The 16,076-nt window shown below is 42.2% G+C and carries 14 protein-coding genes; 5 read left to right on the plus strand and 9 right to left on the minus strand.

Annotated features, from left to right (window positions below; translation table 11 throughout):
* The first annotated feature begins 71 nt into the window (after window positions 1-71).
* The 3 genes from L2740_RS19775 (at window position 72) to glmS (ending at window position 5,055) form a co-directional block, all read left to right on the plus strand.
* The gene (locus L2740_RS19775; protein WP_248951751.1) at window positions 72-2,216 is read left to right on the plus strand and encodes a TonB-dependent siderophore receptor; all 2,145 of its coding nucleotides are present in this window, start codon (window positions 72-74) and stop codon (window positions 2,214-2,216) included.
* Between the two features lie 160 nt (window positions 2,217-2,376).
* Complete coding sequence (locus L2740_RS19780) at window positions 2,377-3,147, plus strand: DeoR/GlpR family DNA-binding transcription regulator (protein WP_248951752.1); 771 nt, start codon at window positions 2,377-2,379, stop codon at window positions 3,145-3,147.
* 78 nt (window positions 3,148-3,225) lie between these two features.
* Window positions 3,226-5,055, plus strand: a complete 1,830-nt coding sequence (gene glmS / locus L2740_RS19785; protein ID WP_248472137.1) for a glutamine--fructose-6-phosphate transaminase (isomerizing) — start codon at window positions 3,226-3,228, stop codon at window positions 5,053-5,055.
* 127 nt (window positions 5,056-5,182) lie between these two features.
* On the opposite strand, the gene L2740_RS19790 is transcribed toward glmS, so the two are convergent.
* From L2740_RS19790 to L2740_RS19815, 6 genes are all read right to left on the minus strand, one after another.
* Window positions 5,183-6,226, minus strand: coding sequence for a GMP reductase (locus L2740_RS19790; RefSeq protein ID WP_248951753.1), 1,044 nt, complete (start codon window positions 6,224-6,226; stop codon window positions 5,183-5,185).
* 322 nt (window positions 6,227-6,548) lie between these two features.
* A complete protein-coding gene (locus L2740_RS19795) occupies window positions 6,549-6,824 on the minus strand; it encodes a hypothetical protein (RefSeq protein ID WP_037410873.1) in 276 nt (91 codons plus the stop codon).
* 241 nt (window positions 6,825-7,065) lie between these two features.
* Window positions 7,066-7,815: a phosphate ABC transporter ATP-binding protein PstB gene (gene pstB, locus L2740_RS19800; protein WP_248951754.1), complete on the minus strand. Its 750-nt coding sequence runs from the start codon at window positions 7,813-7,815 to the stop codon at window positions 7,066-7,068.
* Window positions 7,816-7,824: 9 nt separating this feature from the next.
* Window positions 7,825-8,676 (minus strand): phosphate ABC transporter permease PstA, encoded by an 852-nt coding sequence (gene pstA, locus L2740_RS19805; protein ID WP_248472141.1) that lies wholly within the window; start codon window positions 8,674-8,676, stop codon window positions 7,825-7,827.
* Window positions 8,676-9,581, minus strand: a complete 906-nt coding sequence (gene pstC, locus L2740_RS19810; RefSeq protein ID WP_248951755.1) for a phosphate ABC transporter permease subunit PstC — start codon at window positions 9,579-9,581, stop codon at window positions 8,676-8,678. The genes pstA and pstC overlap by 1 nt, the downstream gene beginning before the upstream one ends.
* 68 nt (window positions 9,582-9,649) lie before the next feature.
* A complete protein-coding gene (locus L2740_RS19815; protein WP_248951756.1) occupies window positions 9,650-10,459 on the minus strand; it encodes a phosphate ABC transporter substrate-binding protein in 810 nt (269 codons plus the stop codon).
* 550 nt (window positions 10,460-11,009) lie between these two features.
* On the opposite strand from L2740_RS19815, the gene L2740_RS19820 reads away from it, so the two are divergent.
* The gene (locus tag L2740_RS19820) at window positions 11,010-12,206 is read left to right on the plus strand and encodes a potassium/proton antiporter (protein ID WP_248951757.1); all 1,197 of its coding nucleotides are present in this window, start codon (window positions 11,010-11,012) and stop codon (window positions 12,204-12,206) included.
* On the opposite strand, the gene L2740_RS19825 is transcribed toward L2740_RS19820, so the two are convergent.
* The 3 genes from L2740_RS19825 to L2740_RS19835 form a co-directional block, all read right to left on the minus strand.
* The gene (locus L2740_RS19825) at window positions 12,203-12,400 is read right to left on the minus strand and encodes a DUF2061 domain-containing protein (RefSeq protein WP_028767749.1); all 198 of its coding nucleotides are present in this window, start codon (window positions 12,398-12,400) and stop codon (window positions 12,203-12,205) included. The genes L2740_RS19820 and L2740_RS19825 overlap by 4 nt on opposite strands.
* A 192-nt stretch (window positions 12,401-12,592) precedes the next feature.
* Window positions 12,593-13,495, minus strand: a complete 903-nt coding sequence (locus L2740_RS19830) for a 1,4-dihydroxy-2-naphthoyl-CoA synthase (RefSeq protein ID WP_248951758.1) — start codon at window positions 13,493-13,495, stop codon at window positions 12,593-12,595.
* Window positions 13,496-13,624: 129 nt separating this feature from the next.
* A complete protein-coding gene (locus L2740_RS19835) occupies window positions 13,625-13,975 on the minus strand; it encodes a hypothetical protein (RefSeq protein ID WP_248951759.1) in 351 nt (116 codons plus the stop codon).
* 88 nt (window positions 13,976-14,063) lie between these two features.
* Here L2740_RS19835 and ccoG point away from each other — a divergent pair, with 88 nt between their 5' ends.
* Window positions 14,064-15,485 (plus strand): cytochrome c oxidase accessory protein CcoG, encoded by a 1,422-nt coding sequence (gene ccoG / locus L2740_RS19840; RefSeq protein WP_248951760.1) that lies wholly within the window; start codon window positions 14,064-14,066, stop codon window positions 15,483-15,485.
* Window positions 15,486-16,076: the final 591 nt, after the last annotated feature.

Raw genomic sequence — 16,076 nt, forward strand, 5'->3', positions numbered from 1 at the left:
TTAAATAAAAATAGTTCTCATTTATATTGCGACTCAAATATTACATTCATGTTTCATTGTTGGGGTTGGATATGTCTGTTGGGACGTCATTTAAGTTTTCTCGCGTAGGTTTAGCTATCGTTGCTGCATTAGCTTCATCTACTGCTTTTGCTGAAGAAGTTGCTTCAGAGTCACAGGTTACTGTTGATAGCAATATTGAGCGTATCACGATTACTGGTCGTAGTTTTAACGACTATAAAGTCGGTTCATCTTCAGGTGCGATGCGTGGTGATATCGACATTTTAGATACGCCTCAATCAGTAACTGTTATCCCAGATTTTGTTACTGATGAACAACTTGCTAGAAACTTATCTGAAGTACTTGTTAACGACTCTTCTGTTACCGCTGGTAGTGAAAAGTGGAATCGTCAGCAGTTTGCTATTCGTGGCTTTGCGTTGGATTCTGGTAATGGATTCTTAGTTAATGGTCACCAACATTGGTCTCACTACATTCAACCTATTGAGATTTTGGAGCAAGTAGAAGTTCTTAAAGGACCTTCTTCTATGCTTTATGGTCAGTCAGGTCCTGGTGGCTTAGTTAATATGGTAACTAAGAAGCCGACTTACGATAGTGTTTTCAATCTAGGCTTTGATACTGATGAATATGGTTCTACTCGTTTCCAAATGGATGCTGGCGGAGCTGTAAATGAAGCTGAAACCGTACGTTACCGCTCAGTTTTAGTTAAAGAAGATACGACTTATTCTACAGAGTACTATAACGGTGAAAATAAAGAGCGTGACCGTTTACTTGCCTATGTGGCGTTAGATTTCGATTTGTCTGATGATGTAATGCTTTCTGTTAAGTATGACACTACTGAAGACAATGCTGGTTTAGATTCTGGTTCATGGTTATATAAATCAGGTGACAAGATTGGCGAAGTGATTGGCGAAGACGATAAGATTTGGGAATTGCCATGGGCATTTATCGATATTAGCGTCCAAAACATTGGTGCAGATCTAGTTTGGCAAATTAGTGATGACTGGCAGATGAAGACTGGTTATAACCACCAGCAATATGAACGTCGCCGTTTTGGCTCATCTCCAACTTACACAGAAACACCTGAAGATGGTTATAAAGTTAAGCCATTTGATCGCCATGATGATTGGCAATACAAAACAGCTTACATGGATTTTACTGGTAACTTCTATACAGGTAGCTTCGAGCATCAAATGCTAATTGGTGGTAACTTCTTAGATTACTATTACCAACAGCAAGCGGAATATGCTCCTGAAGCAATAACCGTTTTACCTGGTCAAGTTATTGACCCAAATGTTAACTATTTAAATGCTGATCCTAAAGATCCTAGTGAGTATTACCACTATGGTTTCTACTTCCAAGATTTAGTCACACTTACTGACAACTGGAAAGTACTAGCTGGTGTTCGTTACGATGAGCAGAAAAAAGATGGCGAAGGTAACAATGCTTACGCTGTATCTCCTAAATTTGGTGTGATTTTTGAGCCAACAGATTACGGTAGTGTTTATGTAAACTACTCAAAAAGCTTTACGCCAAAAGGTTCTGTTCAAGAGTCGGGTGATAAACCTGATGCGAACAATGATATGAATCTAAAGCCTGAATATGGTACTCAGTACGAAATTGGTACCAAGTGGGAGCTATATGATGGTGGCCTGTTGTTAACTGCTGCTGTATTTGATATTAACGTTGAAAATCGCGTTGTAGTACAAGAGTTTGATAAGCCAGATGAGAACGGTAATGTTCAGATTACAACTCAAGATGGTGAGCAAAGTCATAGAGGTTTTGAAATGGGTGCTCAAGGCCAAGTGAGTGACTCTTGGTTTGTAACCGGTTCTATGATGTATCTAGATGCTGAGTATAAGAATGACCCTGTGCTTGAAGGCAAAACACCGATTGATGCACCAGAGTTTTCTGCTAATATCTGGACACGCTACGAAGTTACTGACGCTCTAGCAATGAACTTTGGTGCAGTATATGTTGGTGAGCGTTTTGCTGACACAGACAATACAATTACCAAAGATGGCTTTGTACGTTTTGATTTAGGTGCTGCATACACTTGGGATATGAGCGGTACAGAAATGAATGTTCGCTTAAATGTTAAGAACCTATTTGATACTGACTACCTTGATGGCGGTAGCTATAAAGAAGTCACTATTGGTGAAGGACGTAATGTAAGCTTAGCTTTTGAAGCCAAGTTCTAAACCTTAGCCTTAACGCTTAGTCGTAAAAGCCTCAACCTTTGGTTGGGGCTTTTTTGTATCTACATGCTGGCTTTTGCTATTTATCGCATAACAAAAACTGGTAATTAAGTTTCGTTTTACTATAATGCATCTTTCGAATCGAAACTTAGCGAAAGGTTTTATGAACAAACGAAACACTCAACAACGACGTCACAGCATTATTAGCCTGCTTAACCAGCAAGGCGAAGTGAGTGTTGAAGAGTTATCTCTGCGTTTTGAAACTTCTGAAGTCACCATTCGCAAAGATCTTGCTACGCTGGAGAAAACTGGCTTGCTGTTGCGTCGTTATGGTGGAGCTGTCGCTGTGCCTGATGAAGTCACTCAGCAGTTTACCGCCAAGATCGCGCCCAATAAGCTATCTATCGCTAAAGCCGCAGCCGAGCTGATTAAAGATCACAACCGCATCATTATCGATAGTGGCAGTACTACATCAGGCCTAATTGGTGAGCTGAATCATAAACGTGGCTTGTTAGTGATGACCAATTCATTGGCGTTGGCTAATTCGATTCATGATCTTGAAAATGAGCCTACATTACTAATGACTGGCGGTACTTGGGATCCTCACTCAGAGTCTTTCCAAGGGCAAATCGCCGAGCAAGTACTGCGCTCATATAACTTCGATCAATTATTTATTGGTGCTGATGGTATCGACCTTGAGCGCGGTACGACTACCTTTAATGAGCTGACGGGCTTGAGCAAGGTGATGGCGGAAGTCTCACGAGAAGTGGTCGTCATGCTTGAATCAGAAAAGCTTGGCCGTCGTATCCCTAACCTTGAGCTACCTTGGAGCAAGGTTAGCGTGTTGGTTACCGATGATAGGTTACCAAGCGAAGCGCTGGACAGTATTACTCAACATGGGGTGCGCGTCATTCTTGCGCCTTATGCCGGATAACTCGTAAGAGCTGATCCAAATAAAATTCAAATATTAACTTCAATTTTATCTCTCGTATCGAGAGTCTAGGTATTAATTATGTGTGGAATCGTAGGTGCTGTTGCACAAAGAGATGTAGCTGAAATTCTTGTTGAAGGACTAAGACGTTTAGAATACCGCGGTTATGATTCGGCTGGCGTTGCTGTACTTAATGATGGTGAGCTAAATCGCACTCGTCGCGTTGGTAAAGTACAAGAGTTATCTGCTGCGCTAGAAGCAGCTCCACTTGCTGGTGGTACAGGTATCGCTCATACTCGCTGGGCTACTCACGGCGAGCCAAGCGAGCGTAATGCTCATCCTCACTTATCTGAAGGTGATATCGCTGTTGTACATAACGGTATTATTGAAAACCACAACAAATTACGCGATATGCTAAAGGGCCTAGGCTATACCTTTGCTTCAGATACTGACACAGAAGTTATTTGTCACTTAGTACACCATGAATTAAAAACACACGACACACTACTTGCAGCAGTTCAAGCAACGGTTAAACAGCTTGAAGGTGCATACGGCACTGTAGTTATCGACCGTACTGATAGCGAACGTATGATTGTCGCTCGCTCAGGTAGCCCACTTGTTATCGGTTTTGGTCTTGGTGAAAACTTCGTTGCCTCTGATCAACTTGCATTATTACCAGTAACTCGTTCATTCGCTTTTTTAGAAGAAGGCGATGTGGCAGAAGTGACGCGCCGTGAAGTTAACATTTTTGACGTTGATGGCAACGCCGTTGAGCGTGAAGTTAAAGAGTCAGAAGTGACTCATGATGCGGGCGATAAAGGTGAATACCGTCACTACATGCTAAAAGAGATCTACGAGCAGCCAACAGCTATCGCACGTACTCTTGAAGGCCGTATCGCTGGTGGTAAAGTGCTTGATACTGCATTTGGCGATAACGCTGCGGAATTCTTAAAAGACATCAAACATGTACAGATCATCGCTTGTGGTACTAGTTACCATGCAGGTATGGCTGCGCGTTACTGGCTAGAAGATTGGGCTGGTGTATCGTGTAACGTTGAAATTGCGTCTGAGTTCCGTTACCGCAAGTCGCACTTATTCCCAAATAGCTTGTTAGTGACGATTTCACAGTCTGGTGAAACTGCTGACACGCTAGCAGCTATGCGTTTAGCTAAAGAGATGGGCTACAAAGCTACGCTGACAATTTGTAATGCGCCAGGTTCGTCGCTAGTGCGCGAATCAGATATGGCTTACATGATGAAAGCGGGCGCAGAGATTGGTGTTGCGTCAACTAAAGCCTTTACTGTGCAGTTAGCGGGTCTATTAATGCTAACATCGGCTATCGGTCGTTATAACGGTATGTCAGATGAAATGCAGGCTGAAATAAGCCAGAGCCTACTTTCAATGCCAGCTAAAGTTGAGCAAGCACTAGGTTTAGATGATGCGATTGCAGCATTAGCTGAAGACTTTGCCGACAAGCATCACGCACTATTTTTAGGTCGTGGCGATCAATACCCTATCGCGATGGAAGGTGCGCTTAAGCTGAAAGAGATCTCTTATATTCACGCTGAAGCGTATGCATCGGGTGAGTTAAAGCATGGTCCACTAGCGTTAATTGATGCAGATATGCCAGTAATCGTGGTTGCACCAAACAACGAACTTTTAGAAAAGCTAAAGTCGAACGTTGAAGAAGTGCGAGCGCGTGGTGGCTTGATGTATGTGTTTGCAGATAAAGATGCCGAGTTTGAGTCTGACGATACGATGAAGGTTATTCCTGTACCGCACTGTGATGAGTTTATGGCGCCGCTAATCTACACCATTCCATTACAGTTATTGTCATATCACGTTGCACTAATTAAAGGCACTGATGTGGATCAGCCACGTAACTTGGCTAAATCAGTTACGGTTGAATAAATATAAGCTATAAATGTTTATATAAATAAAAACGGCTACTTAGGTAGCCGTTTTTTATTGGTAAATATAAATATGTTTAAATTTATTATTTGCACTAAATATAAATGAAATTAGCGCAATTAATTATTTACTCTTTACCGTAAACGTTATTTTCTTGCTCTTGAACACGAATAAACGTAGTACGCTTAGTTAATTCTTTTAATGATGCAGCGCCTACATAAGTACAAGTAGAGCGAACGCCGCCCATAATATCGTTAATGGTGTTATCTACACTGCCTTTAAATGGTAGTAGTACAGTTTTACCTTCTGCGGCGCGGTACTTAGCTACACCACCTGAATGCTTGTCCATTGCAGATTGTGAAGACATGCCGTAGAACTTAACCATCTTCTTGCCATCTTGCTCAACAATTTCACCACCACTTTGTTCGTGGCCAGCGAGCATACCGCCTAGCATGACAAAGTCTGCGCCGCCGCCAAAGGCTTTAGCTACGTCACCAGCACAGCTACAACCACCGTCACCGATGATTTGACCGCCAAGACCATGAGCTGCATCAGCACATTCGATAATGGCAGAAAGTTGCGGGTAGCCCACGCCAGTCTTAACGCGAGTGGTACACACTGAACCTGGGCCAATACCTACTTTAACGATATCTGCACCAGCAATAATTAGTTCTTCAACCATGTCGCCAGTAACTACGTTACCTGCGCTAATCACCTTCATTGGGTGTGCCTGACGCACTTTACGAACGTAATCTACTAGGTGTTCTGAGTAGCCGTTAGCGATATCAATACAGATAAAATTAAGATCTTCTGAAAGTGCTAAAATTTCGCTTAGCTTAATGAAATCAGCATCAGATGTGCCGCTAGAAACCATAACGTGCTTTAGTACATCTGCAGTTTGGTTGGCAACGAACTCACCCCATTGCTCAACACTGTAATGCTTGTGCACAGCTGTCATCACATTGTGCTCTGCTAGGCTGGTGGCCATTTCAAAGCTTGCTACAGAATCCATGTTTGCGGCGATAATAGGTACACCAGTCCAAGTTTTACCGCTGTGCTTAAAGGTAAATTGGCGATTTAGATCGACTTGAGAACGGCTTTTTAACGTTGAACGCTTAGGTCTAATTAATACATCTTTAAAGCCTAACTTTAGATCTTGTTCAATACGCATTGTTTATTCCTCACATGGATTTGCGCGCAGCAAAACCGCCGATAAAAATGTTTTTATCGGACATTAAATTAATTCCTGAGCTTATTTCAGGCACAAAAAAACCGGAGCGTTTTGGGGCGCTCCGGTTTTAGGCATTATAGGAACAGATTTTCAGTTAGCAAGTTCTGAAATTAGAATAGACATTCCTAAAAATAAGACGGTTAATTTATTGTTTACGACTGTTTGCTTTATGTTGTAGCGGATTTTTAGCTGCATAAATGATTAAGGTAATAATATATAAAGTATTACCTTAATCACTATAAAAAGCGAAATGTTATTAAATTTAACCTTCTGCAGCACCTTTTGCTTTCGAGAGCTTTATATCAAAGTTGTCTAGTAATAATAGGGTATCTGCGATTGCTGATTTTAGCTTGGCAGCAGGAGGTGAACTGAGCTTTTTTGCTTGTTTAAGAGACTCTCTGCGGGTAACAAACTCTAGCATGCTTTCTAGGTTATCAGGGCAATCAACATCGATAGGGGGAAGCTTTTTTTCAGATGCATTATTGTAGATTTCAAACTCTTTCTGCAGATGTGCTTGAGCTTCTCTGATCCTTTCCATATTACAGTGCCTCTTTGTCAATAAACCTATCTTCGAAGCTATATTAAAAATATATCTTAAACAAGGCGTAAGCCTGATATTTATCTTTTTGTTTACTGCGAGGTTATAAATGCAAACTTACGTATTATCGAACAAGTGAGTAGCGTTAAATGTAAGTGCTAGTAAAAAGGTGGGGCTGCTAGCATCGGGTTGCGCTCGATAAAGCTATATAGCGCAACCCAGAAAGATTGATTATTGGTGATTAGCCAAATTCACCGCTTACATAACCTTGGGTACGTTGATCGATTGGTTGGTTAAATATCTGCGAGGTTTCGCCGTGTTCAACCAGTTCGCCCATCCAGAAGAACGCGGTTTTGTCTGAAATACGTTTAGCTTGGTTCATAGAGTGAGTCACAATCACAATGGTAAATTGTTTGCGCAACTCATCCATCAGTTCTTCAATTTTGTGAGTCGCAATAGGGTCTAGGGCGCTGGTTGGCTCATCCATTAAAATCACTTCAGGTTTCATCGCAATGGTGCGGGCAATACACAAACGTTGCTGCTGGCCGCCCGATAGACCAAATGCTGGAGTGTTTAACCTGTCTTTCACTTCATCCCATAATGCGGCACTGCGTAGCGATTCTTCAACTGCATCATCGAGCACTTGTTTGTCTTTTATTCCTTGAGCTTTTAAGCCGAAAGCAACGTTCTCGTAGATGCTCATTGGGAATGGGTTAGGCTTTTGAAATACCATACCTACGCGCATTCTTAAGTGTTTTACATCAACGTCTTGATAGATGTTGTTGCCTTCAAACATCACATCACCATTAATTTTTACTCCAGATACCAAATCATTCATGCGATTTAGTGTACGCAGTAGTGTTGATTTGCCGCAGCCTGATGGACCAATAAGCGCAGTGACTTGGCGCGCAGGAATGGCTAATGAGATATTTTTTAGCGCATGGTTGTCGCCGTAAAATAGGTTTAAGTTGTTCACTTCTAGCTTATTCATGGAGAAACCTTACTTAGATGATTTATTCAAACGCGAGGCAATCACTTTGGTTGCCATGTTTAACATAAGCACTAGCACAATCAATATGGTGGCAGTGGCGTAAGCCTGATCCCATTCATGCTGGGTGAACAGCTCTTGGGTCAATTTATAAAGGTGTACGGTTAAGGTGCGGCCAGACTCAAGTACTGATTCAGGGATCTGAGTCACCATACCTGCAGTTAAAAATACCGGTGCAGATTCACCTATGACTCGGCCAGTACTTAAAATGATTGAAGTAACAATACCTGGCAGTGCGCTCGGTAATACCAAACGGCAGATGGTATAGATCTTCGAGCTACCAAGGGCATAACCACCTTCACGGTAACTCATAGGTACTGCAAGTAGCGCTTCTTCGGTGGTACGGATAATCACTGGCAGAATTAACATGGCAAGGGTTAGTGCACCCGATAAAATCGAGAAGCCTAAACCAAGAGTAGTGACAAAAAACGTCATACCAAACAGGCCATAAACAATCGATGGAATACCAGCGAGAGATTCAGTACAGAAGCGGATCATTTTAACCACTTGGCTACCTGGCGCTGCATATTCGGTAAGGTAAATAGCAGTCATAATGCCAATTGGCGCGGCAAAGGCGAGCGATAAACCTACCATATAAACAGTCGATACAATCATTGCCCAAATGCCAGAAGCTTCACCAATGCGGGTGTAGGCTCCGGTTATAAATTCCCAGCTTACATGGCTCAGACCATTACTTAAGATGTGCCAAACTACCCAAAGTAAAAACAATAAAGTTGTCGCCGCTGCGCTCCAGATGGCTGCAAGCATCAGCTTATCTTGGTTGTCTCGTGAAAGTTTTAACATTAGTGAGCTCGCTTTCTGTTGAGATAAAGCAGTGAACCGTTAAGTAAAACGATAAAGGCTAATAGCACGATACCTGTTGAGTAGAGTGCGCTTGCATGGATGCCTGTTGCGTAAGACATTTCCATTGCAATATTGGCTGTGAGTGTACGAGCCGGTTCTAAAATGGAGCCTGGCATAGCGGGTGCGTTACCCATCACCATGATAATTGCCATGGTTTCGCCAATTGCGCGGGCTACCCCTAAGGCTATACCTGTGTAAATGCCACTGCGGGCAGCAGGGATAAGCACTTTAAAAATGCTGTAGATATGTGAAGCGCCTAAGGCGAGAGCGCCTTCTTTGTAAGTTGACGGTAGTGCTCGTAACGATGTTTCTGAAATGGTAATTACAGTCGGTAAGATCATAATTGCCAGTACAATTATCCCGGCCAAAATAGTATTACCAGCGGGGATGTTAAAAATAGTTTCAATGGCTGGAACGATAATTACTAGGCCAAAAAAACCGTATACCACAGAGGGAATACCAGCGAGCAGCTCTACCGCTGGGCGGATGATGTTTGCTAGCCAGTTAGGAGCTAGTTCTGCCAAAAAAACGGCAGTTAACAGTGCGATAGGTACACCAATTATCACTGCACCAGCTGTTGAAATGATAGATGCGACCATCATTGGTAATAGGCCAAACAGTGCTGGTGGCAGCCATTCTTTACCTATTAGCATTTGTGAAACGCCTGCTTCCTCAAAAGCCGGTAAGCCTTCACTAAAGACAAACCACCCAATGGTAGCAACAGAAAATACGCCCACCATGGCGCTGCTTAAGAAAAGAAAATGAAACACCATCTCTTTCCAGTCGTAAGACTTAGCGGGGGCAAGCTGCATTCCTTGCGAGTGCGCTTTACTTGCTGTGGTCATCACTTAACCTCGACATCTATCTAAAATGATTACAGAGGAACCCGTGTTCCTCTGTGTTTTATCATTGCTTACTGAACGCGGATGTAACCTTCGTTAGCCACAATGCTTTGGCCATCTTCTGAAAGGATGTATTCGATAAAGCTGTTAGCGTTATCTGGAGCATTTTTATCGATAAGTACGATAAACGGACGAGCGATTTGGTAGTCGCCTGTTGCGATATTGTCATCTGTTGCTGCCACACCGTTTACGTCAATAGCGCGTAGGCTGTCGTCAACACTGCCTAGAGAGATGTAACCAATGGCATAAGGGTTATTCGCTACGATTGTCTTGATCATACCGTTGCCGTTACCCACTTGAGCGGTTGGTGAGATCGCAGTGACCTTGTGGCCATTGATAGTGCGCTGCAGTTTCATGATTTCTTCAAATGCCCCACGGGTGCCTGAGCCATTTTCACGAGTGACCACTACGATAGGGCGAGCTTCGCCACCGACTTCGCTCCAGTTTTTAATCTCACCACGGTAAATCTTAGAGATTTGCTCTTGGGTTAGATTTTTAACTGGGTTTGCTTTGTTTACTGCTGCGGCAATACCGTCACGAGCGATAACAATTTCTTTGGTGTCGCTGTTTAGCTCGCTATCTTTTACATTACGCGAAGACATACCAATCATGCTGGTGCCATCTTTTGCGGCACGAATACCAGCCGATGAGCCAGTGCTTTGTACTTCAACGTTGGTGCTCGTGTTGTTTTGATAATTCTCTGCTAGCACTTCCATTACGTGTGCTACTGATGTTGAACCTGATACTGTTACTGTGCTTGCGTGAGCAAGTGGTGCTGTCATTAGACCTACTGCGGTTAACAAGCCAAATACTTTTTTCATTACGATTTCCACTCTATTGTTTGGTCGCTTAGATACGAGTTATTTACAAAACCAAGTTAGTGCCTCACTGAAGGCAAGCGCATTAAGACAGACTTATATGACAGTTATGTGACTAAAAAATTGAGTCGATTAATTTGAAAAGTCGATTCGACTAATATTAGTAAGTGCTGTTTTTATGGTTTGAATGGTTTTTTGTTACATGAACAAAAATTCAACCAGTGTTTATTAAGTGGTAATTGAGGGTGATAGAGGCCGCAGCTATTGGGCTTTACAGCGAGGTTGTGCCAAGCAAGACTTATTTTGCTGAGTTAGAGTTGACTTCGGATTAAGCTAAATTTAACAATCTGGCTGGGCAAATATGTTATGTTTCGGTTATTAGAACGCAGGATAAATTTATTATTAAACTTTTATGACAATGTGTGTTTGCCACATATTTGTACAAATTATTAGTCACAATAATCTATATGTTCAAGCCTAGGTGACTTTTGGCGTCTATTCTCTATGCGTAAGCATTAATTCTCACACGTAAATATTAAATAAAGGTGCTTCTATGACGACTGAAATGGTCATGATTGGTATGTCGATTTTGATCTTGGTCGGTATTTTGTTGCATCACCCATCTCGTACCTTAGGGATCCCGTCGCTACTTATCTTTATGGGCGTAGGCTTAATGCTTGGTAATGGTGAGTTTAACTTTGTTTACGATGATTTAGACAAAACCGCTTGGATAGGTGGGTTGGCGCTAAACATGATTGTGTTTGTTGGCGGTATTAATACCTCAACTGATAAAATTAAAGTGGCATATAAAGAAGGTGGTGTGCTGGCCTCATTTGGCGTGCTGTTTACCACGCTGTTTTTTGCGGTCATCTTATATTGGCTGCTCGACTTTGATTTTATTACTTGCTTGTTGTTTGCCGCTATTGTGTCGTCAACTGACGCTGCTGCGGTATTTTCTATCCTCGAATCTAAAAAACTAAAACTTAAAGAGCAAACCGATACCGTATTGGAGTTTGAATCAGCAACTAATGATCCGGTAGCTATGTTATTGGTGATTTTCTTAACTGATATGGCGTTATCAACTAGCAAGAGCGTTGTGGCGTCAGAAATCGCTTTAGAATTAGTTACCCAAATTGGTGTGGCAATGATTGTTGGTTTTGGTATTGCCAAACTAGCGGTAGGCTTATTGAATCGCATTCATTTATCTGAATTTGGCCTTATACCTGTGTTTGTGCTGGCCAGTTTTGTTATTGCGACTTATGGTGCTGAACTGCTTGGTGGCAATATCTTACTAGCGTCTTACATTGCTGGTGTGGTGATAGGCAATGGTATTAAGCGTGGTCAGGCTGTTAACTTGCACTTCTTTAATAGCTTATCTTGGCTGGCTCAAGCATTAATGTTTATCGTGCTCGGACTGCAAATCTTTCCGCAGTCGCTAGCTTCAGTGTTCGTTAGTTCGCTTCTGCCGGCTATTTTACTTATTTTGGTTGCGAGACCTCTGGCAGTACAGCTGTGTTATCTGCCATTTGTCAAAGCAAGTTGGAAAAAACGTATGTTTATTTCGGCGATTGGATTAAAGGGAGCAACCCCAATTGTGTTTGCCCTTATTCCCGCAGCAGCAGGTGTGCCCGGCGCGTTAGATATAGTGCATATGGTGTTCTTTATTGTCTTGTTTTCGGTATTTATTCAAGGGGGAGCAATAGCGCCTTTGGCGAATAAACTAGGTTTAAACAATAGCGATAAAGTTTAGGCTGAAACTGCTGCGACAGCATTTTTAGACTCAATACCTTTCCAAACTTTTTCGTGGAAGTAGAACACTACGGTATTAATAGCAGGCTCGATTAAGGCAACTGCACCACCAATGACTATGCTTCCGGTTAACAGGTAAGTAATAGTGAAAGCCACACTAAAGTGAAGAATCGCGAATGTCATTGTCTTAATCATTATATATCCTCCTATTTAAGATGCTTAAATGATAACGATTATCATTTGCAATTAAAAGAGGCTTATATAGATTAGTTTGATTGGATTTATAGATTGGAAATAAGCTTTGGGTATAAACCCTACAAAACATTAAATGTATTGTAGGGTTTACATTAGCTTATGGTTTTGTTGTTAATGCGAAAGCATGAGCTATTAATAGTGCCAAGGGAAAGATGAGAAGTCTTGGTCACGCTTTTCTAAAAATGCGTCACGTCCTTCGCGAGCTTCTTCTGTGCCATAAGCTAATCGAGTTGCTTCACCAGCAAATAGTTGCTGACCAACTAAGCCATCGTCAGGCAAGTTAAAACCATACTTCAACATACGCATTGCTGTTGGCGACTTAGAGTTAATCTCTTTAGCCCACTTTAACGCTTCAGTTTCAAGTTCTTGATGAGGGATAGCACGGTTAACCATGCCCATATCAAATGCTTCCTCAGCTGAATAGTTAAAACCTAAGAAGAAGATTTCACGGGCGCGTTTTTGGCCAATCATCTTAGCTAGGTATGCACTGCCGTAGCCTGAGTCAAAGCTACCAACATCTGGATCTGTTTGCTTAAACACTGCATGTTCTTTAGATGCCAAGGTTAAGTCGCACACCACATGTAAACTGTGGCCGCCGCCAACAGCCCAGCCCGGAACAACAGCAATCACAACTTTAGGCATAAAGCGGATTAAGCGTTGTACTTCTAATATGTGCAAGCGGCCCATACGCGCAACATCAGGCGTACCTTCTTCTGCACCTTCATACTTATAACCGTCCTTACCGCGAATACGCTGATCGCCACCGGCGCTGAAAGACCATTGCCCTTTAGCTGATGGGCCATTACCTGTTAATAGTACACAACCAACATCTGACCATTGGCGTGCATGGTCAAGTGCTATGTATAGCTCATCAACAGTTTTAGGGCGGAAAGAGTTTAAGCAATCTGGGCGATTAATCGCGATACGCACTGTGCCCTGATCTTTGGCTCTGTGGTAGGTAACATCTTCAAAATCAAATCCAGGAACGACATCCCATAACTCGGGATCAAAAATGTCAGATACTTGTTGTGTCATGAGCCTATAGCCTTTTACTTGGTTGAAATACCGTAATAGCTAAAGGCTAGGCTGAATCAGATCTCAGGTCAATCTAGTTTATAGTTGAATCCACTAACTGAGATCTGCTGCATTATACAGAAAGTAAAATTAAAGCTGATCGCAGATGTAAATTTGATTTTCTTTACTAAAAGCTGGGTGCTTAGGTGCTCGACTACCACAAAAGTCTTCTTTATAAGCGTTGAGCGTGGCTTTTGATTGGCTAATAGCTTCAAGTGCCTTAGCTTCAGCGCTAGAAAGTCGATCAACGATATCGGTTTTAAGTAATTCAACCGTATCATCAATGCGCTGAATTTGGGTGCCGGTCATGCTATCTATTTTATCTTCGGCTTGTTGAAATATTGCTTCGACCTCAGCAATTGGTTCATCAAGAGTATTGGTTTCTGTATAAAGGTAGTAAAGAATGCCACCGATAATCGCTAATATGATCCAGCCCTTCATCTTTTAGTCCTATCTAGGTGAATAACTTGTAGTATAAGCGTTATAATAAGCTAGTTTTCTAGCAATATTAAAGCTGTAAGGCTGCAAAATGAACGCAGAACAAAATAAAAAAGACTTCTCTAAAGCCGAAAGAATCAAAATTCACCAACCTGATGCCAATAAAGCTGATCGCTTTAACCCGCGTAATCGAATCTATGTGCGCGCTGTTGAAGGCTTGTGGAGTACGCTACGCCGCCGTATTGGTTGGATAGCTATGTTGTTCTTTTTGGTGCTGCCGTGGATCCCATGGGGAGACCGTCAAGCCGTTTGGTTTAATCTTGCTGAGCAAAAGTTTCATGTGTTTGGCCTAACTATTTGGCCACAAGACTTAACCTTGTTAGCAGCGCTACTAATGATAGCGGCCTTTGGTTTGTTCTTTATTACCACCTACCTCGGTCGCGTATGGTGTGGTTACACCTGTCCGCAAACGGTGTGGACCTTCATTTTTATCTGGTTTGAAGAGAAACTCGAAGGGGCACGCAATAAACGCATCAAACTAGATCAAATGCCATGGAGCTTTAATAAGCTATGGCGTAAAACCGCCAAGCATACCTCTTGGCTGTTAGTTTCCTTACTGACTGCTATGACTTTTGTATCGTATTTTGTGCCGACTAATGAAGTCTATGTAGATGTCTTTACCCTTAACGCCAGTGGCGCCATCTACTTTTGGGTAATCTTCTTCACTTTCGCCACTTATGGCAATGCTGGTTGGATGCGTGAAATTATGTGCATTCATATGTGCCCTTATGCACGATTCCAAGCGGCAATGTTTGATAAGAACACTTATATAGTGGGATATGACGCTAAGCGTGGTGAAACTCGTGGCCCAAGATCAAGAAAAGCCGATCCTAAAGCGATGGGACTTGGTGACTGTATTGACTGCGATTTGTGTGTACAGGTTTGTCCAACCGGTATCGATATTCGCAATGGCCTACAGTATGAGTGCATAAACTGCGGTGCTTGTATTGACGCATGTGACACAACCATGGTGCGTATGGGTTACGACAAAGGGCTCATAAGTTACACCACAGAAAATAAGCTTGAGGGTATCAAAGAAAAAGTGCTGCGACCTAAGCTCGTCGGTTACGGCGTGGTTCTTTCGGTGATGATCTTAATCTTTATATATGCGACAGCAACCATAGAGCCAATCCGTATTGATATTATTCGTGACCGTAACCAACTGTTCCGTGAAACTGATGCCGGATTGGTTGAAAACACTTTTACCTTAAAGATCCTCAATAAAACTGAAAATACTCATTTGTATAATATGAGTGTTGAAGGTTTGCCAAATTATGATTGGATTGGCCCGCAGCAGGTGACAATTAAAGGCGGAGAAGTGCTAACGCTACCAATTAGCATAGCAGTTGACCCTGTAGACCTATCCAGAACCATGACTCATATCAATTTTGAGGTGGTAACTGATGATGGTTTGATAGAGGCTAAGCAGGAATCACGCTTTTTTGGTAATTAGTTTTAGCGATAAATAGTAAAAACAGGGGCTTTTAGCCCCTTTTTTGTACGTATCGTTTGATAACTATTCGTTTGATTCGAAAAAGCTAATTTTATTACAAAAGGGGCTTGCGCTGATCTGAGATATCCCTATAATGCGCATCCACTGACACGGCACGGCAGGCCAACTACCCAGCGTAAACGCTAGATAGAACGGGACTTGCAGCGGTGTTAGAGAGATTAACTTCTACGGAATTTAGTCTCTGGTAACAAGCGGTTTAAGAGCTTCACGCAATGACTTCTGATTAAGAAATCAACGCTTGAAAAACTTCTTAAAATAAACGCTTGACGCCAACAACGGGAAGTGTAGAATACGCACCCCTAGCCACTTGGAGCGATTCGCAAGAACGACAATGATGGCAACGCTCTTTAACAATATGACAAGCAAATCTGTGTGGACACTCACAGAGATTAAGTTATTCGAAATTGTCTCTCACGAGACAATCAAAAATTACTTAATGAATGAGTGTTCATAGCAACTTTGGTCTTCACTTTCTTATAGAAAGTAAAATCAAAGATAATTTATGTAATACAGAATTCATTGAGCAGGTCT

Source organism: Shewanella pneumatophori (genome assembly GCF_023283895.1).
Classification (GTDB): Bacteria; Pseudomonadota; Gammaproteobacteria; order Enterobacterales; family Shewanellaceae; genus Shewanella; species Shewanella pneumatophori.

What these genes read in the sequence shown, in the direction of transcription:
- L2740_RS19775 (WP_248951751.1), top strand. Translation starts at nt 72, where the DNA reads ATGTCTGTTGGGACGTCATTTAAGTTTTCTCGCGTAGGTTTAGCTATC.
- L2740_RS19780 (WP_248951752.1), top strand. Translation starts at nt 2,377, where the DNA reads ATGAACAAACGAAACACTCAACAACGACGTCACAGCATTATTAGCCTG.
- glmS (WP_248472137.1), top strand. Translation starts at nt 3,226, where the DNA reads ATGTGTGGAATCGTAGGTGCTGTTGCACAAAGAGATGTAGCTGAAATT.
- L2740_RS19790 (WP_248951753.1), bottom strand. Translation starts at nt 6,226, where the DNA reads ATGCGTATTGAACAAGATCTAAAGTTAGGCTTTAAAGATGTATTAATT.
- L2740_RS19795 (WP_037410873.1), bottom strand. Translation starts at nt 6,824, where the DNA reads ATGGAAAGGATCAGAGAAGCTCAAGCACATCTGCAGAAAGAGTTTGAA.
- pstB (WP_248951754.1), bottom strand. Translation starts at nt 7,815, where the DNA reads ATGAATAAGCTAGAAGTGAACAACTTAAACCTATTTTACGGCGACAAC.
- pstA (WP_248472141.1), bottom strand. Translation starts at nt 8,676, where the DNA reads ATGTTAAAACTTTCACGAGACAACCAAGATAAGCTGATGCTTGCAGCC.
- pstC (WP_248951755.1), bottom strand. Translation starts at nt 9,581, where the DNA reads ATGACCACAGCAAGTAAAGCGCACTCGCAAGGAATGCAGCTTGCCCCC.
- L2740_RS19815 (WP_248951756.1), bottom strand. Translation starts at nt 10,459, where the DNA reads ATGAAAAAAGTATTTGGCTTGTTAACCGCAGTAGGTCTAATGACAGCA.
- L2740_RS19820 (WP_248951757.1), top strand. Translation starts at nt 11,010, where the DNA reads ATGACGACTGAAATGGTCATGATTGGTATGTCGATTTTGATCTTGGTC.
- L2740_RS19825 (WP_028767749.1), bottom strand. Translation starts at nt 12,400, where the DNA reads ATGATTAAGACAATGACATTCGCGATTCTTCACTTTAGTGTGGCTTTC.
- L2740_RS19830 (WP_248951758.1), bottom strand. Translation starts at nt 13,495, where the DNA reads ATGACACAACAAGTATCTGACATTTTTGATCCCGAGTTATGGGATGTC.
- L2740_RS19835 (WP_248951759.1), bottom strand. Translation starts at nt 13,975, where the DNA reads ATGAAGGGCTGGATCATATTAGCGATTATCGGTGGCATTCTTTACTAC.
- ccoG (WP_248951760.1), top strand. Translation starts at nt 14,064, where the DNA reads ATGAACGCAGAACAAAATAAAAAAGACTTCTCTAAAGCCGAAAGAATC.